This window comes from Thalassoroseus pseudoceratinae (assembly GCF_011634775.1).
GTDB lineage: Bacteria > Planctomycetota > Planctomycetia > Planctomycetales > Planctomycetaceae > Thalassoroseus > Thalassoroseus pseudoceratinae.
This window is the reverse complement of the sequence record NZ_JAALXT010000002.1, coordinates 262,171-287,936: the sequence shown is the minus strand read 5'-3', so window position 1 is coordinate 287,936 and position 25,766 is coordinate 262,171. Positions and strand designations below refer to the sequence as shown.

Genomic DNA, 25,766 nt, shown 5'->3' with positions numbered 1-25,766 from the left:
GAACAGCGTTCCAGCAGCCCCCAGATGTTCAGACCCGAACCAAAGTGACAATTGCTGGACCGAAAACGACAAAACCCTCGGTCGCACTAGAAGTTGCGACCAAGGGCTTAAGTTTGGATTGTGATCCGGTTCTTCAAAGCTCCCCGACAAGGACTTGAACCTTGAACCTAGCGGTTAACAGCCGCTCGCTCTACCGATTGAGCTATCGGGGAAAAGGTGGGCACTTGGTGTTGAGTGCGACCACGAGTATTAAAATGATTCTTCACATAAGATGCAAGAGAAGGAGGAATGGTTCGGAGGAAAAACTTTTGAATCAAAATTTGGTGGATCGATACAAACGGATTAATCGTCGTCCGTGTCCACACCACGGTGTTTTTCCAGCGTTACGCAGTTTCCGGCATCGTTGAATTCGATGACGTTCATGAAGGCTTTCATGAGCATCAGGCCACGCCCGGATGGATTCTCCAGGTTTTCGATGGCGGTGGGGTCGGGGACGTCTTCGGGTTTGAAGCCCGGCCCTTCGTCGCAGATACGAATTCGCACTAGGTCGGCGTTGATCCAGCAGCCGATGTGCACTTTCTTGTCGCTATCGGACTTGTTGCCATGCTTGATGGCGTTTACCAAAGCTTCTTCGAGAGCGAGTCGAACACTGAAGACATCCCGTGGCGGGAACTCCATTGACTCCAGCAAACCGACAATCCGCTCTTGGATCGCGTGACCCTCATTCGTGTCACTCGGGATGCTGACCTCGAATTGCTCTTGGTAGTCCATTTGCTTCTTCAACCTAGTTGTCATTATCCAACCAAGGCTCTGGCAAGGGACAACGGTCGTGACCGCCAAAAGTTCAACATGAGATAATGCCGTCCCCGGTCTGCACGCGATACCCAAGCTTCGTTGTGGATCAGATGAGTGGTCGATAGTTCAATCGGTGTGTTCTGACCCAGAGTTTGATGACTGCTTGGCAGCAAGTTGGGGCAAAACTGATGGCCTACATCACTGTTGCTGGACGCGAACAAGGTCGCAATCAAGCGAATTTGGCGAAGGGTCTCTCACTGGAAACCGATTCCCCATCAAAACCCTTCCAAGGCCTTATCGCGGTTCTCAAAGATGCTAAAGAGCTTGTTGAGTTTTGTGATTGCAAAGACCTCGTAGATATCCGGACGGATACTACAGAGCCGAAGCTGCCCGCGGGCTTGCTTCACCTTCTTGTCCATCGTGATCAATTTACCCAATGCAGCACTGGAGAGGTACTCGACATTGGAAAAGTCCAAGATGATCTTTTCGCGGTCGTCGTCGTCGACTAAGCTGAAAAGTTGGTTCCCGATGATCTGGATATTGGTCTCATCAAGAATTTTTCGATCGACAAACTGAGCGACGGTAACATCACCCACTTCTTCAATTTCGAGGCGTCGATGACCAGCAGCTGACATTGATGTATTCCGCCTTCGTCGCGGGGTTCAAGAAGAGAGCCGTTCCAACGTGCGACCCAAGGAATCTAAAAACACGTAGAAGATTCTGAAATGATCTTCACACCTAAGCTTCAGATTGTCAAGCAATATCAGCAGATTCCCCTTGGACTTTTCCACGGCTATGCGGGCCAGATAGCAGCGTCTTCCCCATCGATACGAAGCGTCAAACATTTCGCACTTCCCCCCGCCTTGATGAACTCGTCCAGTGGGGTCGGGTGGGGAGTGAAACCGAGTTCCGCGAGGCGGTCACATAGATCGGGACATCCGGTGTTGAGCACAACGTGCTCCCCCACAACCACGGCATTGCAGGCGAATCGCGTCGCCTCTTTATCGCTGACTTCCACCAACCGGGGGATGTGCTCGCGAATCGCCGCTTGAGCGTATGCATCGAACGCGGGGGGATACCACAACGCAGTGTCGGTTTGCAGCGGACAAAAACAGGTGTCGAGGTGATAATAACGGTCGTCGACCAATTGAAGAGGAATCACCCGACAGCCGATCTCGCTGCCTAACCATTGCATGGCGGACGCTTCGCTCCGGATCAAGTACCCGGCGTACAGGGTTTCGCCACAAAACAAGGCATCGCCGGCTCCCTCGAACGACCACGGTTCGGGAAGCATGACCGTTTCAAACTGATGAGCTCGAAACCAAGCTTCGTCAATTTCTGTTTCCCCTTGCCGAGCAGCGTGACGAAAGCGGGCGAGGAAGACCGTGTCGTTCCAAATCAACCCGGCGTTTGCAGTGAAGACAAGGTCTGGCAACCCACGGATTGGGGTCATCATTTCAATGTTCACCCCCAACGCAAGCAACTCGTCTCTTAGCAGATTCCATTGGCGAATCGCTTCGTCCCGATCGCTTTGTCGAGACCGACTCATCCAGGGATTGATTTCGTATTCGATCCCAAAATAGTCCGGCGGACACATCAAGATTGTGGGCCGTTTGATTTCACGCATGGGTCGATCGCTCGTCAGAGGGGACGGATGCTGGTCAATCGAACGCGTGAGTGAGTTGTACCTGGTTCGGGGAATTGGAGGGAGAGCAAATTCTTTCGCGTCGCCCGACAAGAACAATTGTGCAAGCAGACGCAAGGGGTGAACTGAGGGAAATTCTCAATCCTCATAAACCGCCAATTCACGAGAATTCGGATCTTCCCTCACACGACGGTGGAGAAGTATAATCCACCTTCGAACACGAAATTGTTCCATTCCTCGATACTTCAATAATTGGGCGCTCCGAATGACGGTTGAAGTTGCTCGGCCGGACGTTGCCGATCTCACATTTCAAATGTACGAGCGTTCTGTTCATCCGGAGCTTTTCCAGGTGACGGCGGAACTTCGCATTGAGCGAGAGAACTACACGGCGGAATTTCGCTTGTGGGAAGCCGGACACGTCATCAGCTTTCGGCATGGCCGGGAGTGTTTGACGGAAGTGATTGCGACTCGTCAACAAATGTTGCCATTGCATCGGCGGCGGGTCGAACGACGTATCCAGGGCTGCCAACACGAATCACAACGATTTGAAGATGTGCGCTACGATGCGAGTTTTCAGCTCGAACGTCTCGAATCCAACGTCTATGAACGTTGTCACGATGAACTAGCGCACGATCTTCGCACGGCTGACTTGGCGTGTGCCTTCGCGACGAACCCCCGTTTTGGTCCGCTGCCGATGAGCCTCATGCGAATCGACGCCACGCAGGACAGCCTCTTGGTCCATGCGTTCCACACCTTCCCCGATAGCTTGGCCGTCGTGAAAACCCAGTCGTTATACGAACTAGACCATGTCTAGTTTCAATGTAGCGGGGGGGCGCTATGTGTTCCGTGGGAAAAACCCGTCCTAAGACGCTACACATACGGTAAACGCGCTCAAGACTGCTAGACCATGTCATCGTCGCGGGCTTCGGCGTGACCGATTCAGAACCCGCGTGACGTCCTACCGGGCGTCTTGCAAGATGCGTTCGAGTTGGTTCAACGCATCTTCAGTGGCTGGGTAGACCAGCGGTTCTTGGGTCGGCAGTTGACTCGGTGTGACTTCCCAGGCCGGTTTGGATGGGCTGCCAGATTTTCCGGTGTCTCGTTGGAGCGGCACAATATAACGCTCACCAGATTTCAGTCGGGTTTGGTCGAGATTCGTGACCACGACATTCGGTGGGAATGCCTCATTATCGATTCGTTCTTCCTCGACAATGAGCAATCCACGATCTTCGTCGAGAGTACCAATCACGATTCTCGTCGACCGCAGAATCTGCCCTTGGTTGACGGTCACCGGATTCGCGGTCTGCCATGCAAGAACGGCGAGCGCGGTCAACCAAATGGCCCCGAAAGCCACTGCCGCAAATAAGCAGCGGCGGTGTTTGATGTCGGTGACGGCATCGATCGTGACCACGTTGGTTTCAGCGGTAGAATCGGTTGTTTTCGGCGTGGCCCGACTTTCCGAGTTCACCGCTTGAACGCCTGGCTGGCGTCGATCCGATACCCCTGATCCAACGCAGTTTCAAAATCGTAGACATCGATGAAGTCTTCGATGCAGTCTTGTTCAGTCTTCCGCATTTCACCGCGATCGACCATTTCGAAAACCATCTTGCCGAAGTCTTCCGTGCACGTCACGCCCCAGCGTCGAAACACTGTGGTGGCCAAGCAACCGAACTCCAAGAGAGCCAACTCTCGTACACCTTCCAGCAATTCCTGGCCGGTGACGTGGGCATCGTCAGAGTCGTCGCTCGATTCCAGCCCGAGGTCGTCTTGGCGTTCGTCTTGAACATGACGGAGTGCCGAGAACAGAAACCGGTAGGCATTGTGATGGTAACGAAACCGTGCGGTCGCCTGGCGAGACTTACTGGTGGTGGGCATGGGCAGTTGTCTGAGTCAGGAGGATCAATGCATGATTGGTTCACAATCATGGAGGTCGCACAATCCATCGCGGGCCTCTGAGGTTCAGGATAACAAGTTTCCGACCTCTGGCAATCCGAGTCTCGATGTTGTTTGAAAAGAATTCCCGGACGTTTGTACGTCGAGGCAATCACCACATGCGAGGATCAGCGCAGACGAGTCTCGCCCGTTGTAAGTCTTTCCGCGGAATCCGAAGCGATTCCGCGAACACAAGCCCGTATTCTTCCGACTTGAACCGTCGCCCGATCAGCTCATCCAGGTGCGTTCGATAAACGTGGTATCGACCTGGAAATCGCTGAATGCGGAGTGATTGAAGATTTTCCGCAGTAGTGGAATGGTCGTCTTGATGCCTTCGATTTCGAATTCGTCGAGGGCACGACGCATGCAAGCAATGGATTCGGCTCGGCTCTCTCGGTGCACGATGAGTTTGCCGATCATCGAATCGTAGTACGGCGGGACGAAATATCCCTCGTGGACATGGGAATCAAACCGAACACCGGGCCCACCTGGCAAACGGAGTTTGGTGATTCGTCCTGGTGAGCCACGGAAGTCGTTGTCGGGATCTTCGGCATTGATCCGAACTTCGATAGCCGATCCGTTGCACTCGATATCACGTTGACGCAGGGACAATTCCTCACCGGCGGCCACTCGAATCTGCTGTTTGATTAGGTCGATTCCCGTGACTTGCTCCGTCACCGGGTGTTCGACTTGAATCCGGGCATTCACTTCGATGAAGTAATATTGGTTGTCTTGGTCGACGAGGAACTCGACGGTTCCCGCATTGTAGTAACCGGCCGTTTGAACCAACCGAACGGCGGACTTGCAGATATCTTGTCGGACGGCCAACGGCAGATTCGGTGCGGGTGATTCTTCAACGAGTTTTTGGTGCTTCCGCTGCAAGGAACAATCACGTTCCCAGAGGTGAACCGCATTCCCATGTTGGTCGGCCAGAATCTGGACTTCGACGTGACGCGGACGCTCGATGTATTTTTCGAGATAAACACCGGCGTTTTTGAACGCCTTTTCCGCTTCCTGTGCGGCTTGCTTCACACCGGCTTTCAAGCTGATATCGTTCCGGGCAACTCGCATGCCCTTCCCACCACCACCAGCGGTGGCTTTGATCAAGACCGGATAACCAATCCGCTCCGCCGTCTCCAATGCTTCTTGCTCAGTCGTCAGAAGGCCATCGCTACCCGGCACGGTGTGGACGTTCGCTGACTCCGCGATTTCCCGCGCGGTGACTTTATCACCAAGTTTGGCCATCGCTTCGTGCGGTGGTCCGATGAAGGCAATTTTGCAATCCCGGCAGACTTCCGCAAAGTGGGCATTCTCGGAAAGAAACCCGTACCCGGGGTGGATCGCCTGGACATTTCCGACCTCGGCGGCCGAAATGATCTGCTTGATGTTCAAGTAGCTGTCCGATGCGGACGCCGGGCCGATGCAATAAGCCTCGTTCGCCAAACTCAGATAGTGCGCGTCGCGATCGCCTTCACTGTAGACCGCAACGGTTTCGATGCCCATCTCACGACAGGCTCGAATGATTCGCAGGGCGATTTCGCCTCGGTTGGCCACCAAAATGCGTTGGAACATGATTTCTCGACGACGTCGGTCGCGGCTCTGGAATTTCGCGGACAGTCACAGGGTTACGGGGTGACTCGGAACAGGGGTGTTCCGTATTCGACAGCTTCGCCGTTCTCGACGAGAACCTCTGCGATGGTCCCGCTGAGGCCTGCTGGAATTTGATTGAACACCTTCATGGCTTCGATAAGACAAACCGTGGTATCCGGTTCGACCCGCGAGCCAACTTGCACGAACGGTGGGTCATCCGGTGAGGCAGCCGTGTAGAAGGTTCCGACGGCTTCCGCCTTGATGACCATGCCAGGTTTCGCCGGTTCGGCTTCCCCTGCTGCGGGCGCACTGGCTGCCGGTGTCGGTGCAGGTGCCGCTGGTGCGGGAGCTGGTGTTGCAAACGCAGCCGGTGTCGTCTGGTAGACCTCTTGCGGTCCCCGCTTGAGATGCCAGCGTTCTCGACCACGTCGGAGCGAAACTTCTGTCAGTTCGTGCTTTTCCATCATCTCGACCAACTCTCGGAGTTTATCGAGATCGAACGAACCGCTTTCCGAAGCCTGTGGCGAGTCGTTGTGCTCCTGATCCATTTTTCTGCCTCTTTGACTCTCGTTTTCCGCTGCCTGATGATTACAGAGCCACAACCGCCTCATCCCACTGTTTGGGAACGGACGTCAACACTTCGTAGCCGTCTTTCGTGACGAGTACGTCGTCTTCGATCCGCACTCCACCCCAGTGTGGGATGTAAATTCCCGGCTCAACGGTAATCACCATGCCCGGTTTTAATTCCGCTTTCTCAACCGGTGACATTCGCGGTGATTCATGGATGTCCAAGCCGATGCCGTGACCTAATCCATGACCAAACCGAGAACCAAAACCGGCGTTTTCGATCACATTTCGGGCTGCCGCGTCCACTTCGTGGCACGGGACTCCCGGTCGAATCGCTTCGATGGCCTGAAGTTGGGCTTCTAAAACGACCTGGTAGATCTTCCGCAGTTTCGCCGGAACTTTACCGGTCACCAAAACTCGCGTCAAGTCACTTCGATAGCCACTCGGAGCAGTCGCCCCCCAATCGACGAGCACGAAGCCCGCTTCACTGATCTGCTGTGTTCCCGGATGTGCATGAGGCAACGCCGCCGTTGCGCCAACGCCGACAATCGGTGGGAACGCCAGCCCCGGCGAACCGAGTCGTCGGACCGTATGTTCCAAATCGTGTGCCACTTCCAACTCGGTGGCTCCCGGTCGCAGCGTAGCTTTAAGGGCATCGAAACCGCGTTCGGCCAATAGGACCGCACGTCGAATTTCCTTAATTTCCTGGGCGTCCTTGATGGCTCGAAGTTCTTCGACCAACCCCGTGAGCGGCACCAAATCGGTTGATTCCGTAGCCTCGTCGAAGGCGGAATATTGAGCGAACGTCATCGCATCACTCTCGAAACCGAGGGACGTCCACCCCAATTTGCCGACCAACTCCCCGAGTTTGTCGGTCATTTTTTCCCGATTGGTACGGATCACCGTTTCCAACCCCGGGCACTCATCCAAAATTTGGGTTTCGTAGCGGGTATCGCTGACGAGTATTGTCCGATCGCGATCGACGAGCAAAGTCGATGAGTCGCCGGTGAAGCCTGTCAGATACGACACATTGGTTTCGTTCGTGACCAAGAGTCGAGGAGCATCCGCCTTCCGCAATGCTCGCAAAAGTTTGTCGCGACGTTTTTGATACCGATCCGTTGCCATTTCGGCCCTTCGAAGTGTGTCGTGTCCACGGTTGATGAGTTCGGTCGGGTGATCCTACGAAAGTTTTCCTGTGTCTCGCTACCGACTTCGGCGAGTTTTTCCGTTCAAACCGCCAGCCGACTGGTCACCGCGTTGCCCATCTTCTAATAATGAGGTGGAAGCCAATCTATTTGGCTTCTGCTGGGGGAGCGTGGTCGAAACATAGCCGCCAGCGATTCTGATGGCGTTTGAGGACACCAAAATCATGACGGATGCAAAACGCAGCGAATTTAATATGGTCGAAAAAGCCGTGGAGTCGTTGCGCGCGGGGAAAATGGTGATTGTGGTCGATGCGGCCGAACGCGAGAACGAAGGCGATTTCGTCTGTGCCGCCGAGAACGTCACCCCGGAGATGGTGCATTTCATGTTGTCGCACGGCATGGGCGTGTTCTGCACACCGATGTCGCAAGAAGTTGCGGACCGATTGCATCTCACCCCCATGGTGCAGCAAGAGCAAAACACCGCTCCTCACAGCACACCGTTTTTGGTGCCGATTGATCACCGAGATGCCGGCACCGGCGTGAGTCCGGAAAGTCGAGCGCTGACCGTCCAGAAACTCGCAGACCCGAACAGCACGCCGGCAGAATTTCTTCGCCCCGGACACGTCAGCCCGCTGCTCGCCAAAGAAGGTGGTGTGTTGAGACGAGCCGGGCACACCGAAGCGACCGTCGATTTAATGCGATTGGCGGGGTTGAAGCCGGTCGGATGTTTGATCGAAATTTGCAGTCGATCCGGTCGTGGCATGGCGGATTTCGATGAACTGCAGGAAATCGGTGCCGAACACGACATTCCGATCATTTCGATTGAGGAACTCATCCGCTACCGTCGCGTGCGAGAACAACTCATTCATCGGGAAGCAGAAGTCGTCATTCCCACTGGTCACTACGGCGATCCCAACCTGATCGGTTACCGTGTCGCGCATGAATCGCAGGAACCGTTGGCGATCGTTTGGGGCGATTTGAAGAACGCCGAAAAACCACCCCTCGTGCGAATGCACTCCTCATGTTTCACCGGCGATTTGCTCGATTCCCTGCGATGCGATTGCGGCGACCAACTCCACCTGGCGATGAAAGCCATTCACGAGCAAGGCAGCGGGGCCATTGTGTACCTACCGCAGGAGGGACGTGGTATTGGTTTGATGGCCAAACTCAAGGCGTACCAACTCCAAGACCAAGGCCGAGATACCGTTGAAGCTAACGAAATGCTCGGTTTTCAAGCCGACCACCGCGACTACATGGTCGGCTTGCAAATCCTCAAAGATCTCGGACTCACAAAAATTCGCCTGCTGACCAACAACCCCAAAAAAACCGACGCCTTCACTCTCGCAGGGATGGATTTGGAAGTCGTCGAGCAAGTGCCCCTCATCGCGCCTCCACCCCACAACCACCGCGAACGCTACCTAGCCACCAAACGCGACAAAATGGGCCACCAATTCCCAACCGAGGAAGTCACGGAATCGGAGTAGTGAAGTTCACGTCTTTCGCGAGCGACTCTTACTTGTTGCCGATGCAGTACAGGTATTTGCCGGTTCGTAGGAACAGTTCGTTGTTGCTGATGGCGGGGGTGCCGCTGGCGTCGGTGTCGTCGTTGGCGAATTTGTTTTGAGCGAGGACTTCGAACTTGGGTTTTGCAGCCAGGACGAAGGTGCCGTCGTATCGGCTGGGGATGTAGATTTTATCGCCCGCTCGCACCGGCGACGCATACACCGGGCGACCGCCGCTGGACAGTCCTGGCACGCGTTCCCGGTAGACCAATTCACCGTCGGACGCCCGTTGACAGTAGGCGATGCCACGATCGTCGAACCAATAGAGATGGCCGTCGTACAGTAGCGGTGTCGCCACATAGGAACTCGTGCGGGAGTTCCAAATTTCTTGACTCGTGATATCGCCTTTTCCATCGGTGGGGAATGCGTGACTGCCGGAGGAACGAATGCCGCCATAGGCGTAGATTTTGTCGCCATCGAGAATAGTGGTCGGAGAGACGTTGCCGCCCAAATTCGTTTCTGCGAACCAACGGAGTTTGCCGGTCTTTGGATTCACGCCCCAAATTTCATCGGGAACGGCAACGATGAGGATGCCGTGTTTACGATCGATTGTCGGCGTGTTGTACGACAATTCCAGGCCGTACCCTTCGGTTTTCCATTTCTCTTCGCCGGTGGTTTTATCATAGGCAAAGATCGCGCGAGCTTCGTCGGCGGCACTGACGATGAGCATGTCGTCGTAGAGGATCGGACTCGTCCCCGACCCCCATTCCCGGTTACTGGACTGCTTCCCGACTTGCGCTTCCCATTTTTGATTTCCCTCGAAATCGACGGCGTAGACGCCCATTTTGCCGAAGAAGACATAGACGAGTTTGCCATCGGTCACGGGCGTGTTGCTCGCGTAGCCATGCTCGTTGATGAAACCGCGATACGCGTCTTCCGGTCCCGAATTCGCAACATCGAAGGTCCATTTTTCGTCGCCGGTGGCACGATCAAAGCAGTGCAGCGTGCGTTTGACATCTTGCCCAGTGCCGGTGTAGCTCGTCACGAAAACGGTGTTCTCCCAGACAATCGGGCTGGAGGAACCCGCGCCGATTTCCGCCTTCCACTTGAGGTTTTCCGATTCACTCCATTTCGTGGGAAGTTTGCTATCTTCGCTCGTTGCTCGCCCATCCGGCCCGAGAAACCGGGGCCAATTCTCGGCGAACACTGATTGAACTCCGAAGAATGCAACAAGCAACATCACAAGCAGACGCATCGGCTTTCCCTCTCGGTCGGTGACTCTGTTCCTAAGGCTTGCGGGAGATGCGACCAGCAAAGTGCCCCGCAGGTCATCAAACCAAGGTGTGCCGATTGGGTATCGGTGAAATCGCTTGATCGCGGCAGATTCCCGAAAATGCGGCTACTTCGTTCGCAACTTCCAGCCTGGTTGCGTGATCGGTGGCTCGCTGGTGGGTTTGACAAGTTCATCGTACAGGTCGGGACGGCGAGCCCGGATGTAGCGACGGCCGCTCGCCTGATCAATTTTCTCCGACGTGCAAAGGGCAACCGTTACGTCATCATCGAGTTGGTGACACTCCGCGATCACTTCGCCAAATGGATCAAGCACCATGGCGTTGCCGTTGCGAACTTCGCCGTCGTCCATGCCGATCGGGTTGGTGAAGACGGCGTAAATTCCGTTATCGTAGGCACGGGCGGGAAGCCAACGCATGAGCCAACCACGCCCCTTGGGACCGTCGAATTCTTGTCGCAAACGGACCGGGTCCCGTTCACGGTTGGCCCAGAGTTCCGGATCGACAACACCCCGCCCCGGCATCACCGACGGCAAACACCCCGTCACATGGGGCATGAAGACAACCTCCGCCCCCTTCAGTGTGATCGCTCTCACGTTCTCAATAAGGTTGTTGTCGTAGCAGATCAGAATACTGCATCGACACCCTAGCAGATCGAACACAACATATTCCGAACCCGACGAGAGATTCGGATTCACGAACGCATGCAACTTGCTGAACTTTGCAACAAGTTGATTGCCATTCACACACACATAGGTGTTGTAGACGTTGTGTTCGCCATTCGCTTCACGTCGGCGTTCGAACAGTCCCGCGAGCAACGGAACACCGTGATCGCCAGACAGATCCATCAACGCTTGCACACTCGGGCCGTCTGGAACGGGTTCCGCGATTTCGAGCAGTTCCGATTTCGAGAACGCCTGCACGAACGAGTAAGCGGAAATGCAACACTCGTGAAAACTGACGACCTCCGCCCCGTCCGCAACGGCTCGCCGAGTGAGTGCATCGATGCGAGACAGGTTGGACGACGGATCAGCGTTCTTGTGCTCGAATTGAGCCGCCGCAATGCGGATGTCTCGCACGGATTCACTCCATCCAGCGGTGTCGCTCCGAAGTGTTTAGGCCCAGAATTTTTCGCCGTGCCAATTGCTGTCAGGTTGCGTTTCGATTTCGCAATCGCCTTTGACTTTCGTTTGGCAAGCGAGACGAAGTTGGTCTTCTTTCCCCAAGCGAGCGAAGAACAACAGCGGTCCTGCGAGGAATCGCAATTTCTCGCGAAGCCCCTGTTTGCTGACATTCTCGACGCCTTTGCGAACCAGCACCCGGCAAGTCCCGCACGATCCCAAGCCTTTGCAATTGAGAACGCGGTTCATGGAAGGATGAATCGGGATGCCCGCTTTCAGGGCTTCTTTCCGCAAGTTCGCTCCTTCGGGAACTTCGACCTTTTTCTTCTCGTTGACGAAATTAACCGTGGGCATGATAGGCGTTTCCGCAAACTTCGATCGCGTGGGATGGGATTCAATGGGTCCCGATAATATCGACGAACGAGACGGAATTCCAGTAGACGCCAAATCCCATCGCAAGACCAACTACGGTGAACCCGGCGACGGGATGACCAACTCCGGCCAAGTCCCGGATCGCGTCCCCGGACGCGGTCGGTTCATTTCCGGACGATAGGTGTTGACCAGGGAATACTTCGTCTCACTCGTGTGATTCCGAGACGCCGCGTGGAATGTCCGGCAGTGAAAGAACAGCACATCGCCAGGATTCAATTCCACCATCACTTTCTGACGAATGAGTTCTTGATTCTCCGGGAGATCGGTTCGGAAGAACAAATCGTCGTCAAATCGTTCTCGGTCGAACAGCATACGATGCGAACCTGGGATGACTTGCAAACAACCGTTCTGAGCGTTTTCTGCCCCGAGCGCCAACCATACGCTGACCAACTCGCGTTCGGCGAACGACCAATACCGAATATCCTGATGCCAACCCGTGTCACTGCTGAATTCCGGTTGCTTGGTCATCACGCAGTTGTGATGAGCCAGCGGCATAACCAATTCGGGACCAAGCAGTTGTCGTAATCGCCCGACGACTTTCGGATGCATCGCCCATTCCGTGAACGCGATGCCTCGACTATGGGCTTGCTTGAGCCGTCTTGCGGTTCGACCGCCGGTAGCCGTTCGTGATTCCGGCGAACCCGGGTAGTGCACGTCGGCTTCGTACTCGATTGGCTGCAAATCTCTGTGAAGTCCGTCGAGCGTGAGCTGCAACAACTCCGTTCGCAAGCTTTCTTCGCAAAGTCCCCGCGCGATCGCGAATCCGTTTTGCTCGAAGAACGTGAGTTCGTCGGTCGAGAATTCCATCGCGGTCGAATGCGAAGCGGCCAACGGTTCATTCATAACTTTTTGAACCTTGAGAACAGAAGATCAATCACCCCAAACGTTATCGGTGTGGTGCTCCCCATTCTACGATGGTTCCACAATTTTGGGCAGGGTCGAATCGGGGAAAACCGAGAGCCCGTTCAAATGACGACAATCGCTGGCGTTTTCGCTCAATGCCGAGCCGAAAGACGGAAGAAAATCGATTCCTCAGGCTCGAAGTTGCCCACTCCGGAGCGGTATTCCAGATCGCGTGCGAAGACGTAGCCGATCTCGAACATGTTGTCGATCACGCCCGGTGCAAACCGATGGAAGCCGAGCACCAAACTGTAATCGTTGTACGTGACCACGTCGGCCAGGTCCGTGTCGGCCCGTTCGATGGCCCACTCACCGCCACCGATTTGTCCAGACAGTGACAACCACCGTTGCGTGCCGTCATCATCTTCCGAGACCTGCCATGCGACACGCGGTTCGGGGAACAACAGTTCGAGTCGCAGTTGGTCATCCGGTCGCAAGATGACACCACCCACCGGGAGCGCGACCAAATTTCGACGATCGAAATACTTCACCCCGAACACCGCTTGCGCGTCGTTGGACCAATCGGTGAATACTATCGCTTCGGACGGGAATCGCCAGCCGTCGCGAGCACTATCTTCGATGTCGGAATACACACCGGCGGTGACACGAAGGTTCGCCCACCAGCCGTCGGTGACTTCACCGTTCCAATGCAGACCCAAATCGAAATCAAACAGTTTGGAGGGCAGATCGGTGCTGACCGGACCATTAAGAAAATGAAACGACATCCCGCTGAGCAGCGACAAGTTCTCCCAATTGCTGAATTGGCCCGCGGATTCCGAACGCAGACTGAACATGCCGAACCGATCTCGATGCCCCGGCAACCACGTGAGTCCCCCACCATCGGGGTACCACCGCGCTGCGGAAAAGTCCGCCACCTTCGGCCAGAGGTCGGAATCTCCGTCCGTTCCGATTTGGATTTCCGTGGTGGTTTCGGATGTCGTCCCGTCTTCGACCACGGTTTCCGCGAAAACCTCGTCCGGTGTCGACAGCTCATTCGAATATTCTAATCGCACCGTTGCAGTGCCGACGGCCTCTTCGGTGACGACAGGAGTAGATGGCTCCGCAGGATTCGACGGACTCGGTGGCACGAACGGAACGGGCGATTCCGGAACCGTCTCGTCAGCGAGGACGGTCACAATTCCCGCCCATCCGAGGCCGAACATCAGCGCAAGTGTTCGCAACACGGAATTGGCCTCCGATGCCAACGGCGAGATGAAAAGATCGAGAGAGAGGCGGGTGAATATCAAATTTCCCGCCATCTGTACAAGATCAGATTCGGTTTACGGGCGGTACTCGAAAAAGTTCTCGCGGAGCATCAGAGTGTCGGTGTTGCGTCCGCGACCGAGGGTCACCCGGTTCCAGCGATAGCCTCCTCGAACGGCAAAACCAGGGCCGTAGCCGGTCATGGGGCGTCGGTACGCTGTCCGTCGCGGTGGGGGCGGTGGATAATTTTCACGGAGTTCTTCGGGAATCTCGTGGGAGTAATACGATCGGCGGAACATCCAATCGTCTGCGACGGCTTCGTTCGCATCGACATGAAACACCCCGAGCACTCCCCACACAATGACGGGCCAAATCGCGGTCGTAGGTTTCGGGCAGAGTGTCATGTCAAACTCATTCAACAGAACGAAAACGATGTTGCCTTCGAACAACTCAGATGATGCGAATCATCGACATCGAACCGATTGACGAGGCGTGATCGCCACAAAAGTCAATGTTCTGTGGCACAATCCATGTTTAAGCGATTTCCATGCCAGCCAACCCGGCGGATTGGCAAGCCTGATTGATCCCGAGTATGCTGGTACAAATTACCAGCACCAATCTTTTGCGTTCAGGAGGTCCAGCGATGTGCCCAAAGATTCGACGAAACTCCATGCGAAGCGGCCTTCTCTGTGTCGCCGCCTGGATGCTGATATTATCCGGAGTTCAAGCCCAACAACCGCAATCGGCGTTTCCGGTTCGGTATGTACCGAAACATGCGTTGCTAGCCGTGGGGATTCGACCGGCTCAGATGTTGTCCTCTGACACCGTACGAAAGTTGGTCCCACTTTTCCAGAACGGACGGCTACTCAACCCGCTGCATGGTGTGCCGATCGAGAACGTGGAACGATTGATGATTTCGCTTTCGATCATTGATCCCGCGATCGGTCGTTTCCACACGGCATTCATCCTACAGACCCAAGAACCGATCGACCAAGACACCGTCATCGAAACGGCAATTCCACAGAACCGAGTCATTCTTTACGGCGGGCAACGCTATCGTAAAGATACGGACTCCCAATTCCGTCCGGTTTCCGTTTGGTTCCCTGATGAGAAAACCCTGATCGTCGCCGAAGGCGATGGAGCGATGGAAACCGTCATCGACTCCGCCGCGATGAAGACCCCACCCGTATGGCATTCCCACGTCAAACCGGATGCCTCGGTCATGGCCTACGAGAACGTCTCGCGAGGCCAGGAACTCATTGAGATGGGCATGGAAATGATGCGGCAAATGTCACGGAATCGTCGGCATGCCACTCGCCCACTGATGTTTCCAGCGGACCCGTCTTTGGTCGTGCTCGAACCGTTCTTGGGAATGTTCGCCCCACTCTGGCAAGACGTGGACACCATGGTCTGGAATGTCAGTGTGGGCGATGACATGCAGCTAGAAGTCGTTGCAGATGTCGAGGAAAACGGTTCGGTGGAAGCCGTCGAGGAAACGCTCGATGCGGTTCGGTTGTTGAAGAAAAACGCATTCGCGTATTTGGCGAAGCACGATCAAAAAACGAACGACGCTTTCTCCAAAGCGTTCTCGGCGTTCCTGCAAATGTCGGATGATCTGCTGAAGACGACCAAGATCACACGCGAAGAACGGACCATCCGTGTGACGGCGAGTTGGTCGGGGGAGAAAATGGAAAAGACGATCGCCTCAATGGTTCCCACGATGATCGAACTTCGCGCGAGAAGCCGTCGCATTCAATCGAAGAACAATATGAAACATCTCGGCATCGCCATGCACAATTATCACGATGTGCACGGCCAGTTCCCGCCGCCGGTCATCACTGGTCCTGATGGGAAAACGCCGGTCAGTTGGCGAGTCGCCATTTTGCCGTACATCGAAGCCAACGAACTACACAAGCAGTACCACTTCGACGAACCGTGGGACAGCGAGCACAACAAGAAATTGCTCGACCAAATGCCGTCCGTTTATCGCCATCCCGACGACGAAACGGAGTCCACGAACACGAGCTACTTTGCGATCGTCGGCGAGAAAACCGCGTTCGGTCCCAAAGACGGCGACGGAATTCGTTTCGCCGATATCTTTGATGGCTCATCGAACACCTGGATGATTGTCGAAGCCAAAAAGAAAGTCCCATGGACCAAACCCGACGACATCGCCTACGACCCCGAAGCGAAGAAACTGCCCGTATTCGGCGGTTGGTACAAAGACGGGTTTCATGCGGCATTCTGTGATGGAGCCGTTCGATTCATCGAGAAAACACTCGAAGACGAAACCGTCCGCAAACTCATCGAACGGAATGATGGGCAGATCGTCGAATTTCCGCGATAGCTTGGCTGACGCTTTCGTCATTTGCGTGGATCGGCAGGTGTGATGGCCATTCCCGTGTTTCGGGGGCGGGTGATGTGAGTCGCCAGCCGCCCGAAATGGGGTTGCGAGTGCAGCGATTCCACAATCATGCCGGCGGATTTCCGATCGGCCGCAAACGCGAACACCGTTGGTCCCCATGACGTTTGACCGACACCACGCACTCCACTCACCCGCAAGAACTCCACGATCGCTCCTGTCGTGGAGTTCGCAAACGGGCCGCCCTGGACGGCTGCGAATGTTTGGCCGACACCAAATCCGTACTCGTAAACCGCTTCGGAAAACGCCGCGAAATCAGCGTGTTCCACGCTAGGGGCAAGACGTTCCGTACCCAGTTTCCATAAGCGATCGACCTCAGACCGCGATGTTGGCGGCAACTCGTCGAAGGCTCGCAACTCGGCGGCACCAGACAAACCGGTTTCGTCCAGCGGGGTGATCAGCACGACCCGCCACGACTTCGGTACGGCGATGCGTCGCACACGGTGTTCGCCGCTTTGCTGTTCTCCAGAATCGAGCAGCAAACCGCCGGTGCGGCTACCCGCGATGCCAATGCCCGACCGTCTTCCGCGACCAACCCACTCTGCGAGAGTCCAAGGACTCACGAATTCTTGGCGGGCGGAAAGTCGCTCGATCGCCGTTGCAGTGGCTAACCCAAGTTGCGTTCCAGAACCAAGCCCCGCGTGGGATGGAATCGCTGAATCGACGAGGATCTCACAGTTCGGAAACGCGTCCGGTGAGGATTCCCGAAACCGCTCCATAAATGTCCGCACACGGTCACGAGCAGCGGTGGTAAACTTGTCGGCGATAACACCGTCGGCCATCGATTCCAAAGCAATCAGGCGGACGCCGGGCGATTCCAGCATCATTCCGACACCCGCGAACCGACCATGATCTGTGCCCGGTTGAGAGAGCAAACCAAAATGAAGTCGGCAACCAGTCTCCACATGAATTGTCGTCATGTCGATTCACCACACGCCGCCGTCAACCGCTCGGAAATGAAACTCTCGACGAGTGCGAAGGCCTCCCGTTCGGCGGAACCGGCCGTTTTCTCGACTGGCGAACGCAGTGCTTCGATCTGTCGCTGAAGATCGTTGGCATCCAGCAGATGAATCCGCGTTGCCAAAATTGCCGCCTCGATCACCGCGTGTTTCGCGCGATTGAAACCGAGAAAATCACGAAGCCGTCCGGTATGAATCACGCTCGCGTCAATCTCCGTACGGTCCTGAGAATCGTCCAGCGAACTGACCCGAAATTCGTACCAACGACACGCATCCGCAAGCACCTCGCCAGCGATTGTCTCTGCTGCAAATGTCGGCGGAGTCTGCTCTAACAATCCCAATGCCGCGCGGGTGATGAGAAGCACATCATCCGTCACATGAAACACGCCTTCGCCGCCACGTTTCAAATTCTGATAGGTCGTTGATGTTTGAAACGGACGCAATCGAAGTGTTTGCATCGTCGGTGAAACGATCGGTCCCATCGGGGCCACGTTCACGGTTCCGTTCGCATTGCGAGTGGTGACGATACCTTCAAGAATCATAGTCGCAAACAGTCCTGATGTTTGGCAGTTCCGGGAAAGCCGTCTTTCGATCACACTTGATCGCGAGTCTGAATGAACATCGCTTTCTTCTGGCCGGGCAAGGTGAAATCGAATCCACAGGCCCTGAAGAATTCTTCTGTTGCGGTGACGGCCATCACTTCGAGCACGTGCATCTCACGCGCCCGATCGATGCAAGCTTGCACGAGTCGTTTGCCTACGCCATGCCCGCGAGTATTCGGATCGACCGCCAAACTCCGCACCTCGGCGAGTTTCTTCGAATACACCTCAAGTGCCGCAAACCCGACAATCCGATCGTTCAGCACCGCGACAAATCCATGATGGACCAATCCATCAAGCTCGTCCGGCGTTCGTGGTAGAAGCTGGCCGAGTTCAACGAACGGTTCGATAAAGCTGGCCAACTCCGTCACATCCTGTGAGTGCGCGGGTCGAACAACGCAGGTTTCGGGTTCGGAACTGGACATCGCAAAATTCAGTAAAATGAAAAACGTCCGCGAGCTCAAACGGACGAGTGTAACGATTTCGAGCCGCCTCGACTATCGCCAGGAAAGTTGGTTCCGTTCCCTTCGCCCGGTGCGATTGTGTTTGCCCTGCGTTTGATCCACAATACATCGCAATTTCATCCAACCAACTCCGCCCGTTTGCACACTGAGCGACTAATTATCTGATGGCTCCCATTCTTTATTGCGGTGACACCAACCTGGAGACTGCCGCCTCGTATCTGGCTGGCATGATGGCTTCATGGGGCTGGGAATTCGATTACGTTCCCAGCGATCAACCAATCACGCCGGACGAGATGCAACCCCGTGACTTGGTGATTCTCTCGGACTATCCCGCCGACCAAATGAACGACGCTGCCCAAACCGCGTTGTTGAGTTCGGTCGAAGCGGGAACCGGTTTGATCATGATTGGCGGCTGGGAGTCCTTCCACGGATTCGGTGGGGATTGGGATCGCACAAAGATTGCCGACGCACTGCCTGTGACGCTGCAAACCGAGGACGACCGCATCAATTGCGATCAATCCGCCCTCGTGCGCGTCCTGCAAAATCATCCCGCGGTCGATGGACTTCCCTGGCAAGACCGTCCGCCTTGCATCGGGGGATTCAATCGGTTCCACGCAAAACCCGATGCGAAAACGCTGCTGGCTGCTGATCGTCTTCAGATTGCGATTGCTGAGTCTGAAGCGATCGAATTCAACGTCCGCGAAACGCATCCGCTATTGGTGGTCGGGAAGTATGGCCAGGGGCAAACGGCGGCACTCGCGACGGATGTGGCTCCGCACTGGGTTGGTGGTTGGGTCGATTGGGGTGATGGACGCGTGCAAGGCCAAGCAGACGGTGCCGAAGCTATTGAAGTGGGTGATTCCTACGCCCAATTCTGGCGACAGTTGCTATCGTCTCTGCGACGATCACTTCCCACTTAGACTGAAATTCCCAAGCGTTCTTTTCACAAGATGAACCACGCTGGGTTTCGCGTTGCGAACTCAGCGAACAACCATTACGACGAAACGTCTTTTAGACAAAAGAGTGAGCGAACTGATGACCAACGGAAATGCGATTGTAGGGCAGTCGGGCGGACCGACTTCGGTGATTAATGCTTCACTGGTCGGCGTGGTCGATGCCGCCATCGAAGCCAACGAGATTGAAACCATCTACGGCATGCGTTTCGGTATTGAAGGCGTGTTGAACGACCAACTCATCGCCCTCTCGGAACAACCCCGCGATTTGCTCGACGCGATTCGGCAGGCTCCAAGTAGTGCTCTCGGGTCCACACGTCTCAAACTTCAAGACGAACACTTTGGTCCGATCCTGGAAGCCCTGAAGAAACACAACATTCGATACTTCTTCATGATCGGTGGCAACGACACGATGGACACGATTCATCGCATCACCGAATACGCCGCGACTCAGGGGTATGAACTCCGTGGCGTGGGTGTGCCAAAAACCGTCGACAATGACCTGTTCGGCACCGATCACACTCCCGGCTTCGCCAGTGCCGCTCGCTATGTGGCCATGAGCGTGATGCAAGCGGGGGTGTTGGCCCGTGACATGCAGAAGGTTGATCAATTCAACATCTTCCAAACCGTGGGACGCTCGGCGGGTTGGTTGCCAGCGGCGGCGGCAATGGCTCGTCAGCAATCCGGCGACGCACCGCACATCATCTTGCTGCCCGAACGTCCGTTCGATCGGGAAGCGTTCTTGGCGAAAGTGAAGAAAACCCAACAAGAAAACGGTTTCGTGTCCATCGTTTGCGGTGAAGGAATTCTCGATGCCGACGGCAACCCGGTGAGTGCTTCCACTACGCGAGACAAATTCGACAACGTCGAATTCGGAGCGATGGGGGGAACAAGTGCCGCGATGATGCTCCATCGAATTCTCTCCGACGAGTTTGGTTGGCGAGGAGAATTCCAAGTGACGGAATCACTTCAAATGTGTGCCGCCGATCGTGGAGTCGGGCTCGATTACGACGAAGCCTACCGCTGCGGTCAGGAAGCCGTCGCACGAGGCGTGGCTGGTCGAAGTGGGGAAATGGTGACGATCGACCGTATGTCTAATGATCCCTACGTAATCGAACTAGGATCTGCACCACTATCCGAAGTCGCCAACCATGAGCGTCCCATGCCAGACGAATTCATCGCGGCCGATGGGATGGATGTGACGGACGCATTCATGGAGTACGTTAGCCCGTTGGTCGGTGAACTCCCGACCTACGCCCGATTCAGCTAACCACCAGCGAAAACCGCCAGAATCTCTCAAAACCCGGAGTGTTTCCTAGGAATACTCCGGGTTTCTCTTGATGCACATATTCAAAAAATGTCCAGACTTTCTCGCCGTCAAGCGAATTTTGAGAGCCACTTCGTGAATTGGCTGGGTATTAAAAGATGAGTCGTGTGAATTGGGAGAAAAAAGGGAATTCTTTTCCCAATCCTCTGAACCAGCGCACTACTTTATTCGTAGAAAGCATTGAGACCACCGAATTTCACCGGAACCTTTTTCGAAGAACATGCACTCTATACTGTTGGCGCTCGCTTCAATCGGTGAGGTTTGATCAGCCACTTTACCTCCAAACCTCTCCAAGGGTCAGATGGGAATTGAGGTCGACATGACCGATCAAAGAAAATGTTCGCTTAACGAAACTATCGCTGGGCTGAATTCCAACTCCCGAATCAGTCAGTGTTTAGTGGAATTGCGGGACCGTGTTGTGACATCGCAACCGAACCGTGATGAATGGCCATCGCTGGCGGATTTCAAGAACCAACTTTCGCAGGAATTGCGGGCAACACATCAATTGGAGTCGGCATCCGATACGGATTGTCCCGCGACCTTAGTTGTGGCATAACTGCAGCTCACAGTTCGGGTTCGTCTTCCAAGTCGAAACCGAACTGATCAAGATTTGCGTGAAGTTCGCCGACATCTCGAAAAACACGATGGGCACCGGCTTGGATCAATTCCATGCGGTCGTTCCCGCCAGTAAGAACCGCCACACACAACATTCCGGCTCGCTGAGCCGCCAAAACATCCCAGATGGCATCCCCCACGATGAGACAATCCTCTGGGGCGATGTCAATTTTTTTGGCCGCCGTCAGAAATGTCTCAGGATTCGGCTTACCATGCGTGACGTGAGACGCATCCACCACGGCGGTTTCTTCTTCGAATTCCAACGCAGCCAGTGATTCTTTGATCGACGTTGGCTTGCCGGAAGTCGCAACGGCATGCGGCACCTGCATTTGCCGAAGCGAACGCAGAATCTCCACCGCACCGGGAAGCGGGGTCCGTTCCGGAAGTATCTCCGCATAGGCTTCGCCGTGTCGACGTCGAAGCTCGGCGGACTCATCTTCGGTGACCCGTTTTCCGATCTCCCGCAACGCCGATCGCACAAACAGCTTCCCATTCAAGCCGATTCGCGAATGAATCACATACGCCGGGACCGCCAACCCCGCTGCCGCGAACACGCGTTGCCAGGCCAGAGTGTGTGCGTAGACGGTGTCCACAAGTGTACCGTCGAGGTCGAAAATTAGTGCTTTCATAGACTGCTGGCTGGCTTGTTGGGAGGGAGCTGAGCGGGAGTTTCGATGCTATGTCGGCGTTCGGTGCTGTTGTTATCCAACGAAAAAACAGCACCGGTCGCTTCACAAAAAAAAGCGTTTTAGGCGAGGCTGGCGAAGACGTCACGAGCGCCGGAAATTGTGGATTCGATGTGGTCATCGGTGTGGGCGTTGGACACGAAATTCGCTTCGAATTGACTGCACGGCAGATAGATTCCGTGGTCCAGCATGCCCATAAAGTATTTCGCGAACCGATCAGTGTCGTTCTGAGCCGAAACCGCGTAACTGGTGACTTTCTCCGTGTTGAAGAACAGCGTGAACATGCTGCCGCACTGAGCGAGCACGTGAGGAATTCCCGCGTCCTCGGCAGCTTGATGCAGACCGTCGACCAGTTTTGTACTCAATGTTTCCAGACGCTCGTAGGGAGGATTGGCTTTGAGTTCCCGCAGCATCGCCAGTCCCGACGCCATCGCCAACGGATTTCCCGAAAGCGTGCCCGCTTGGTAAACCGGTCCGGTCGGAGACACCGCTTGCATAATGTCTTCCCGTCCGCCATATGCACCGACCGGCAAACCGCCCCCAATGATTTTGCCGAGCGTCGTCATGTCCGGTGTCACGCCGAACCGTTCCTGAGCACCGCCCAACGCGACGCGAAAACCGGTCATCACTTCATCAAAGATCAGGACTGATCCGTATTTTGTGCATAGTTCTCGCGCGGTTTCTAAAAATCCTGGTTCCGGCAATACACAGCCCATGTTCCCAACAACAGGTTCGAGAATCACCCCGGCAATTTTATCGCCTTCGTTTTGGAAGGCCGCGGTCAGGGCTTCGATATCGTTGTATTCCAAGACCAACGTGTCCGACGTGCACCCGGCTGGCACACCGGGACTGGACGGTGTGCCGTGCGTCAACGCTCCGCTGCCGGCTTGGACGAGAAGTGCGTCCACATGTCCGTGGTAGCAGCCAGCAAATTTGACGATGACATCGCGACCGGTGAATCCACGAGCGACACGAATGGCACTCATCGTGGCTTCAGTGCCGCTGTTGACCATGCGGACTTTTTCCACGCTGGGCACCAGTTCGCACACGAGTTCGGCCATCTCCGTTTCCAACGCCGTCGGTGCGCCAAAACTGGTTCCCGTTTCCAACGCGGCTTGAATGGCTGAGGTGACGAATTCCGGACGGTGTCCCAAGATGTGCGGTCCCCAGGAGCCGATGTAATCCAGATAGCGATTGTCGTCGATGTCGTACAGATACGGGCCTTCCCCGCGTGCCATGATCACCGGTTGCCCGCCAACAGCACCAAACGCTCGAGCCGGGCTATTCACACCGCCGGGAATGAACTGCGCGGCTCGCTGAAATTCGGCGTGGCTTTTCGCGTGGGAAAGTGACGTGGACATGGATTCAATCCGTATTGTGGGGTATCAGCTATGAGTTCGACTTGGAGAATTTATTCGCTGGGGATTGTAGACCTTCAACTCCGCAATCATCAACTGAGTCGCAACACTCGACAGCCTGCCGAGTTCGGCTACAGTTAATTACACTGCGAAACGTAAACACGCCGAAATCGTTGTTGACACCCCATCGGGCCATTTTGCCGAAAGGCAGTTGTGACAAAAACGCCGCTGAAGCCGCATTCCCCGATCGACGTGGAGCCTGTTCCCAAAGACCGATACCCACAGGCATTGGAACTGTTCTTCCACGACAACTTGCCGACCGTGAGGAAGAATCTCGTCGAGCATTGGTTGGCGGCCGATGCGAGCGGCGACGTACCATTGGACGGACTGTTGTGGGCCTCAGTTCACGGGCGTCCGGTTGGGGCCGCATTCTTTTCTCGGCACCGAGGTTCGATGGCCTTCGTTTGGCAACCGATCGTTGACCAATCTCGCCTGTTAATTCCTTCCGATCCATCCGTGGGTGAAATTAAAATTTCATTGCTGCACGCAATCGGAGATCGTTTGAGTGGCGAAGAAATCCACATCGGACAAATGTTGACCCCACCCAATGAAACCGAGCGGGAGTTGTACCGCACCGGCGGCTTCCCTTGGGTGACCGACCTTCACTATTTGTTGCACACCCTTGAGACAACCACCGAGAACCAACCGCCCGATTGGGAGCGAATCTCCTACGAGCCGGGCAACACTGGGCAAACTCAGTTGTTCGCCAGTGTCCTCGAACGGACGTGGGAACAAACTCAAGATTGTCCCGAACTGAACGGGCTGCGAACGGGCTTGCAAGCGCTCGACGGGCATCGAGAGGGTGTGCAAGATGACGAACTGGCCTGGTCGCTATTCACGCATCGTGAGCGGCCAATCGGTTTGTGTTTGGTCAATCCGCGTGAGGGGAATCTTTCTGAAATTGTCTACGTGGGCGTCGTCCCGGAAGCACGTGGCAACGGATACGGACGGGCGATGGTTTCAGACGCATTACGGACTGCTCGGGAGCAACAACATCGTGGTGTCGTGTTAGCGGTCGATTCCCGAAACGAGGTCGCTCGGCGAATCTACCGCGATCTGGGTTTCTCCGAGGTTGATCGGCTCTCGGTTTACTTGCGATTGCTTCACTGAACCTGTTCTTCCGGCAATTCGAACAAGTGCAGCGGCGACGTGTTGCCGAGATACGCGCCTGTTTCCTTGTCACGAACCGCTCCGTTGCCTTGGCTGTTGCGATTCGTAGCCGAAACGAAAAACCGATGGCGATCGGGGTGCATCGCCAATGCATGACAATTGGAGAGTTTCTTGAATTCAAAGCGGAATTCGTCTTCATCGGGATGTCGCCAAAGCACGCGTCCGTTGCCGGGGGTTCCGCTCGTGACGATGAGAAACGAACCGTCGTCGAGTCGTTCAAAATCAAACACGAACCCCGTAGCATTGTCGCCCACCACGAGTGATTCCCGAATCGCTCCGGTTTTCCAATCGAGAAAATGCAGACTGGGAATGCCATTGACGTTCCCCGTTCGTTTCGGATCCATTCCAGCCGCGACGAGTGTGGCGCCGTCATCCAAGAACCGCAGATGTTTCAAACCTGCCACGTCTTGATCGCGATCGTAAAAGTGCATTCGTGACAGATCGAGATCTCGGACGCACTTCCTCGATTGGAGATCCCATTCCTTGACCACACCGAGGACGTCTCCCGCTACAACGGACTTCCCATGCGGATGCATCGCCGCCGCCATGACTTCGGAATCGTGGTCGTTCAGATCGTGTATGCGTTTGCCGGTTTTCGTTTCCCATACGCGAACGTACCGATCTTGACCGGCGGTGATGATCTGTTCGCCGTCCGCCGAGAGGGTCAGCGAATGAATGCGACCATCGTGAGCGGTGTCATGTTTCCAGAGACGCTGACCTGATTCGGAATTCTCGGCGGATGGATGACACACCATCAACCGGCCCCAGGAATCCGAACTCACGAGGATATCGGTCGCGGAATCGGGGTGGAACACAATCCGTTCGATCCAACCGTTGTGTCCGGCGATTGGTTCGGTTTCGGTCAACGCTTCCTTCTCGATTCGCCAACGCCGCAACGAGCCATCGTATCCGCCGGTCACCAGTAGCTCACCGTTCGGATGGAATCTCGCGGTTGCAACTTGCCGATCCGCCTGAGTCGCGAGGACCTGTTGAGGCGTCTTGGTTTCGGTCTTGAACATGATCAAACCTCGT

General features: G+C 55.3%; 27 protein-coding genes and 1 tRNA gene. 7 read left to right on the top strand and 21 right to left on the bottom strand.

Annotated elements, in window-relative coordinates; genetic code table 11:
• Window positions 1–139: 139 nt before the first annotated feature.
• The 4 genes from G6R38_RS06790 to G6R38_RS06775 form a co-directional block, all read right to left on the bottom strand.
• Window positions 140–212, bottom strand: a tRNA-Asn gene (locus G6R38_RS06790).
• A 130-nt stretch (window positions 213–342) separates the two neighbouring features.
• The gene (locus G6R38_RS06785) at window positions 343–795 is read right to left on the bottom strand and encodes an ATP-binding protein (RefSeq protein ID WP_240928104.1); all 453 of its coding nucleotides are present in this window, start codon (window positions 793–795) and stop codon (window positions 343–345) included.
• A 275-nt stretch (window positions 796–1,070) separates the two neighbouring features.
• The gene (locus tag G6R38_RS06780) at window positions 1,071–1,430 is read right to left on the bottom strand and encodes an STAS domain-containing protein (protein ID WP_166821853.1); all 360 of its coding nucleotides are present in this window, start codon (window positions 1,428–1,430) and stop codon (window positions 1,071–1,073) included.
• A 158-nt stretch (window positions 1,431–1,588) separates the two neighbouring features.
• On the bottom strand, window positions 1,589–2,422 hold the full coding sequence (locus G6R38_RS06775; protein ID WP_166821850.1) for a dimethylarginine dimethylaminohydrolase family protein: 834 nt from the start codon (window positions 2,420–2,422) through the stop codon (window positions 1,589–1,591).
• A 283-nt stretch (window positions 2,423–2,705) separates the two neighbouring features.
• Here G6R38_RS06775 and G6R38_RS06770 point away from each other — a divergent pair, with 283 nt between their 5' ends.
• Entirely contained in the window at window positions 2,706–3,254 is a 549-nt protein-coding gene (locus tag G6R38_RS06770; RefSeq protein WP_166821847.1) for a DUF2617 family protein, read from the top strand.
• Between the two features lie 144 nt (window positions 3,255–3,398).
• On the opposite strand, the gene G6R38_RS06765 is transcribed toward G6R38_RS06770, so the two are convergent.
• From G6R38_RS06765 to G6R38_RS06745, 5 genes are all read right to left on the bottom strand, one after another.
• Window positions 3,399–3,908 (bottom strand): hypothetical protein, encoded by a 510-nt coding sequence (locus G6R38_RS06765; RefSeq protein WP_166821844.1) that lies wholly within the window; start codon window positions 3,906–3,908, stop codon window positions 3,399–3,401.
• Complete coding sequence (locus G6R38_RS06760) at window positions 3,905–4,315, bottom strand: Minf_1886 family protein (RefSeq protein WP_166821841.1); 411 nt, start codon at window positions 4,313–4,315, stop codon at window positions 3,905–3,907. The genes G6R38_RS06765 and G6R38_RS06760 overlap by 4 nt, the downstream gene beginning before the upstream one ends.
• A 285-nt stretch (window positions 4,316–4,600) precedes the next feature.
• Complete coding sequence (gene accC, locus G6R38_RS06755) at window positions 4,601–5,944, bottom strand: acetyl-CoA carboxylase biotin carboxylase subunit (protein WP_166821838.1); 1,344 nt, start codon at window positions 5,942–5,944, stop codon at window positions 4,601–4,603.
• Between the two features lie 53 nt (window positions 5,945–5,997).
• Complete coding sequence (accB, locus tag G6R38_RS06750; RefSeq protein ID WP_166821835.1) at window positions 5,998–6,510, bottom strand: acetyl-CoA carboxylase biotin carboxyl carrier protein; 513 nt, start codon at window positions 6,508–6,510, stop codon at window positions 5,998–6,000.
• A 40-nt stretch (window positions 6,511–6,550) separates the two neighbouring features.
• Entirely contained in the window at window positions 6,551–7,654 is a 1,104-nt protein-coding gene (locus tag G6R38_RS06745) for a M24 family metallopeptidase (protein WP_166821832.1), read from the bottom strand.
• A gap of 244 nt (window positions 7,655–7,898) precedes the next feature.
• Between G6R38_RS06745 and ribA the strand changes: the two genes are divergently transcribed.
• Complete coding sequence (gene ribA / locus G6R38_RS06740; protein WP_166821829.1) at window positions 7,899–9,158, top strand: GTP cyclohydrolase II; 1,260 nt, start codon at window positions 7,899–7,901, stop codon at window positions 9,156–9,158.
• 28 nt (window positions 9,159–9,186) lie between these two features.
• On the opposite strand, the gene G6R38_RS06735 is transcribed toward ribA, so the two are convergent.
• From G6R38_RS06735 to G6R38_RS06710, 6 genes are all read right to left on the bottom strand, one after another.
• Window positions 9,187–10,431, bottom strand: a complete 1,245-nt coding sequence (locus G6R38_RS06735) for an outer membrane protein assembly factor BamB family protein (protein WP_166821827.1) — start codon at window positions 10,429–10,431, stop codon at window positions 9,187–9,189.
• Between the two features lie 144 nt (window positions 10,432–10,575).
• The gene (locus G6R38_RS06730; protein ID WP_166821825.1) at window positions 10,576–11,544 is read right to left on the bottom strand and encodes a nitrilase family protein; all 969 of its coding nucleotides are present in this window, start codon (window positions 11,542–11,544) and stop codon (window positions 10,576–10,578) included.
• Window positions 11,545–11,580: 36 nt separating this feature from the next.
• Entirely contained in the window at window positions 11,581–11,940 is a 360-nt protein-coding gene (locus G6R38_RS06725; protein WP_166821823.1) for a 2Fe-2S iron-sulfur cluster-binding protein, read from the bottom strand.
• Window positions 11,941–12,051: 111 nt separating this feature from the next.
• Window positions 12,052–12,861, bottom strand: a complete 810-nt coding sequence (locus G6R38_RS06720) for a phytanoyl-CoA dioxygenase family protein (RefSeq protein WP_206028492.1) — start codon at window positions 12,859–12,861, stop codon at window positions 12,052–12,054.
• A gap of 152 nt (window positions 12,862–13,013) precedes the next feature.
• Entirely contained in the window at window positions 13,014–14,102 is a 1,089-nt protein-coding gene (locus G6R38_RS06715) for a hypothetical protein (protein WP_166821821.1), read from the bottom strand.
• A 96-nt stretch (window positions 14,103–14,198) separates the two neighbouring features.
• Window positions 14,199–14,525 carry a hypothetical protein gene (locus G6R38_RS06710; protein ID WP_166821819.1) on the bottom strand — a complete coding sequence of 109 codons (327 nt, stop codon included), beginning with the start codon at window positions 14,523–14,525 and terminating at the stop codon, window positions 14,199–14,201.
• A 266-nt stretch (window positions 14,526–14,791) separates the two neighbouring features.
• Here G6R38_RS06710 and G6R38_RS06705 point away from each other — a divergent pair, with 266 nt between their 5' ends.
• On the top strand, window positions 14,792–16,468 hold the full coding sequence (locus tag G6R38_RS06705) for a DUF1559 family PulG-like putative transporter (RefSeq protein ID WP_166821817.1): 1,677 nt from the start codon (window positions 14,792–14,794) through the stop codon (window positions 16,466–16,468).
• A gap of 17 nt (window positions 16,469–16,485) precedes the next feature.
• Here the strand turns inward: G6R38_RS06705 and G6R38_RS06700 are convergent, their stop codons facing one another.
• Genes G6R38_RS06700 through G6R38_RS06690 form a run of 3 tightly spaced genes read right to left on the bottom strand, consistent with a single transcriptional unit; the run spans window position 16,486 to window position 18,526 of the window.
• A complete protein-coding gene (locus tag G6R38_RS06700; protein ID WP_166821815.1) occupies window positions 16,486–17,463 on the bottom strand; it encodes a GHMP family kinase ATP-binding protein in 978 nt (325 codons plus the stop codon).
• Window positions 17,460–18,044, bottom strand: coding sequence for a DUF447 domain-containing protein (locus G6R38_RS06695; RefSeq protein ID WP_166821812.1), 585 nt, complete (start codon window positions 18,042–18,044; stop codon window positions 17,460–17,462). Before G6R38_RS06695 ends, G6R38_RS06700 begins: the two co-directional genes overlap by 4 nt.
• 50 nt (window positions 18,045–18,094) lie before the next feature.
• Window positions 18,095–18,526, bottom strand: coding sequence for a GNAT family N-acetyltransferase (locus G6R38_RS06690; protein WP_166821809.1), 432 nt, complete (start codon window positions 18,524–18,526; stop codon window positions 18,095–18,097).
• A 203-nt stretch (window positions 18,527–18,729) separates the two neighbouring features.
• On the opposite strand from G6R38_RS06690, the gene G6R38_RS06685 reads away from it, so the two are divergent.
• The 3 genes from G6R38_RS06685 (at window position 18,730) to G6R38_RS06675 (ending at window position 21,401) form a co-directional block, all read left to right on the top strand.
• Window positions 18,730–19,485, top strand: a complete 756-nt coding sequence (locus tag G6R38_RS06685; RefSeq protein ID WP_166821806.1) for a glutamine amidotransferase — start codon at window positions 18,730–18,732, stop codon at window positions 19,483–19,485.
• A 115-nt stretch (window positions 19,486–19,600) separates the two neighbouring features.
• Window positions 19,601–20,788: a diphosphate--fructose-6-phosphate 1-phosphotransferase gene (locus G6R38_RS06680; RefSeq protein ID WP_166821803.1), complete on the top strand. Its 1,188-nt coding sequence runs from the start codon at window positions 19,601–19,603 to the stop codon at window positions 20,786–20,788.
• 376 nt (window positions 20,789–21,164) lie between these two features.
• Window positions 21,165–21,401 carry a hypothetical protein gene (locus tag G6R38_RS06675; RefSeq protein WP_166821799.1) on the top strand — a complete coding sequence of 79 codons (237 nt, stop codon included), beginning with the start codon at window positions 21,165–21,167 and terminating at the stop codon, window positions 21,399–21,401.
• A 7-nt stretch (window positions 21,402–21,408) separates the two neighbouring features.
• Here the strand turns inward: G6R38_RS06675 and G6R38_RS06670 are convergent, their stop codons facing one another.
• Together G6R38_RS06670 and hemL are read right to left on the bottom strand one after the other, a co-directional pair.
• On the bottom strand, window positions 21,409–22,089 hold the full coding sequence (locus G6R38_RS06670) for an HAD family hydrolase (RefSeq protein ID WP_166821796.1): 681 nt from the start codon (window positions 22,087–22,089) through the stop codon (window positions 21,409–21,411).
• 119 nt (window positions 22,090–22,208) lie between these two features.
• The gene (gene hemL, locus G6R38_RS06665) at window positions 22,209–23,507 is read right to left on the bottom strand and encodes a glutamate-1-semialdehyde 2,1-aminomutase (protein ID WP_166821793.1); all 1,299 of its coding nucleotides are present in this window, start codon (window positions 23,505–23,507) and stop codon (window positions 22,209–22,211) included.
• 210 nt (window positions 23,508–23,717) lie between these two features.
• Between hemL and G6R38_RS06660 the strand changes: the two genes are divergently transcribed.
• A complete protein-coding gene (locus G6R38_RS06660) occupies window positions 23,718–24,674 on the top strand; it encodes a GNAT family N-acetyltransferase (protein ID WP_166821790.1) in 957 nt (318 codons plus the stop codon).
• Here G6R38_RS06660 and G6R38_RS06655 read toward each other — a convergent pair.
• Window positions 24,668–25,753 carry a WD40 repeat domain-containing protein gene (locus tag G6R38_RS06655; RefSeq protein WP_166821787.1) on the bottom strand — a complete coding sequence of 362 codons (1,086 nt, stop codon included), beginning with the start codon at window positions 25,751–25,753 and terminating at the stop codon, window positions 24,668–24,670. The genes G6R38_RS06660 and G6R38_RS06655 overlap by 7 nt on opposite strands.
• Window positions 25,754–25,766 lie beyond the last annotated feature (13 nt).

Coding starts and splice junctions, on each gene's coding strand:
- G6R38_RS06720 (WP_206028492.1), bottom strand. CDS start 12,861: ATGAATGAACCGTTGGCCGCTTCGCATTCGACCGCGATGGAATTCTCG.
- G6R38_RS06670 (WP_166821796.1), bottom strand. CDS start 22,089: ATGAAAGCACTAATTTTCGACCTCGACGGTACACTTGTGGACACCGTC.
- accB (WP_166821835.1), bottom strand. CDS start 6,510: ATGGATCAGGAGCACAACGACTCGCCACAGGCTTCGGAAAGCGGTTCG.
- G6R38_RS06725 (WP_166821823.1), bottom strand. CDS start 11,940: ATGCCCACGGTTAATTTCGTCAACGAGAAGAAAAAGGTCGAAGTTCCC.
- G6R38_RS06780 (WP_166821853.1), bottom strand. CDS start 1,430: ATGTCAGCTGCTGGTCATCGACGCCTCGAAATTGAAGAAGTGGGTGAT.
- G6R38_RS06675 (WP_166821799.1), top strand. CDS start 21,165: ATGACCGATCAAAGAAAATGTTCGCTTAACGAAACTATCGCTGGGCTG.
- G6R38_RS06760 (WP_166821841.1), bottom strand. CDS start 4,315: ATGCCCACCACCAGTAAGTCTCGCCAGGCGACCGCACGGTTTCGTTAC.
- G6R38_RS06710 (WP_166821819.1), bottom strand. CDS start 14,525: ATGACACTCTGCCCGAAACCTACGACCGCGATTTGGCCCGTCATTGTG.
- G6R38_RS06735 (WP_166821827.1), bottom strand. CDS start 10,431: ATGCGTCTGCTTGTGATGTTGCTTGTTGCATTCTTCGGAGTTCAATCA.
- hemL (WP_166821793.1), bottom strand. CDS start 23,507: ATGTCCACGTCACTTTCCCACGCGAAAAGCCACGCCGAATTTCAGCGA.
- G6R38_RS06785 (WP_240928104.1), bottom strand. CDS start 795: ATGACAACTAGGTTGAAGAAGCAAATGGACTACCAAGAGCAATTCGAG.
- G6R38_RS06700 (WP_166821815.1), bottom strand. CDS start 17,463: ATGACGACAATTCATGTGGAGACTGGTTGCCGACTTCATTTTGGTTTG.
- accC (WP_166821838.1), bottom strand. CDS start 5,944: ATGTTCCAACGCATTTTGGTGGCCAACCGAGGCGAAATCGCCCTGCGA.
- G6R38_RS06685 (WP_166821806.1), top strand. CDS start 18,730: ATGGCTCCCATTCTTTATTGCGGTGACACCAACCTGGAGACTGCCGCC.
- G6R38_RS06690 (WP_166821809.1), bottom strand. CDS start 18,526: ATGTCCAGTTCCGAACCCGAAACCTGCGTTGTTCGACCCGCGCACTCA.
- G6R38_RS06695 (WP_166821812.1), bottom strand. CDS start 18,044: ATGATTCTTGAAGGTATCGTCACCACTCGCAATGCGAACGGAACCGTG.
- G6R38_RS06655 (WP_166821787.1), bottom strand. CDS start 25,753: ATGTTCAAGACCGAAACCAAGACGCCTCAACAGGTCCTCGCGACTCAG.
- ribA (WP_166821829.1), top strand. CDS start 7,899: ATGACGGATGCAAAACGCAGCGAATTTAATATGGTCGAAAAAGCCGTG.
- G6R38_RS06770 (WP_166821847.1), top strand. CDS start 2,706: ATGACGGTTGAAGTTGCTCGGCCGGACGTTGCCGATCTCACATTTCAA.
- G6R38_RS06775 (WP_166821850.1), bottom strand. CDS start 2,422: ATGCGTGAAATCAAACGGCCCACAATCTTGATGTGTCCGCCGGACTAT.
- G6R38_RS06680 (WP_166821803.1), top strand. CDS start 19,601: ATGACCAACGGAAATGCGATTGTAGGGCAGTCGGGCGGACCGACTTCG.
- G6R38_RS06745 (WP_166821832.1), bottom strand. CDS start 7,654: ATGGCAACGGATCGGTATCAAAAACGTCGCGACAAACTTTTGCGAGCA.
- G6R38_RS06705 (WP_166821817.1), top strand. CDS start 14,792: ATGCGAAGCGGCCTTCTCTGTGTCGCCGCCTGGATGCTGATATTATCC.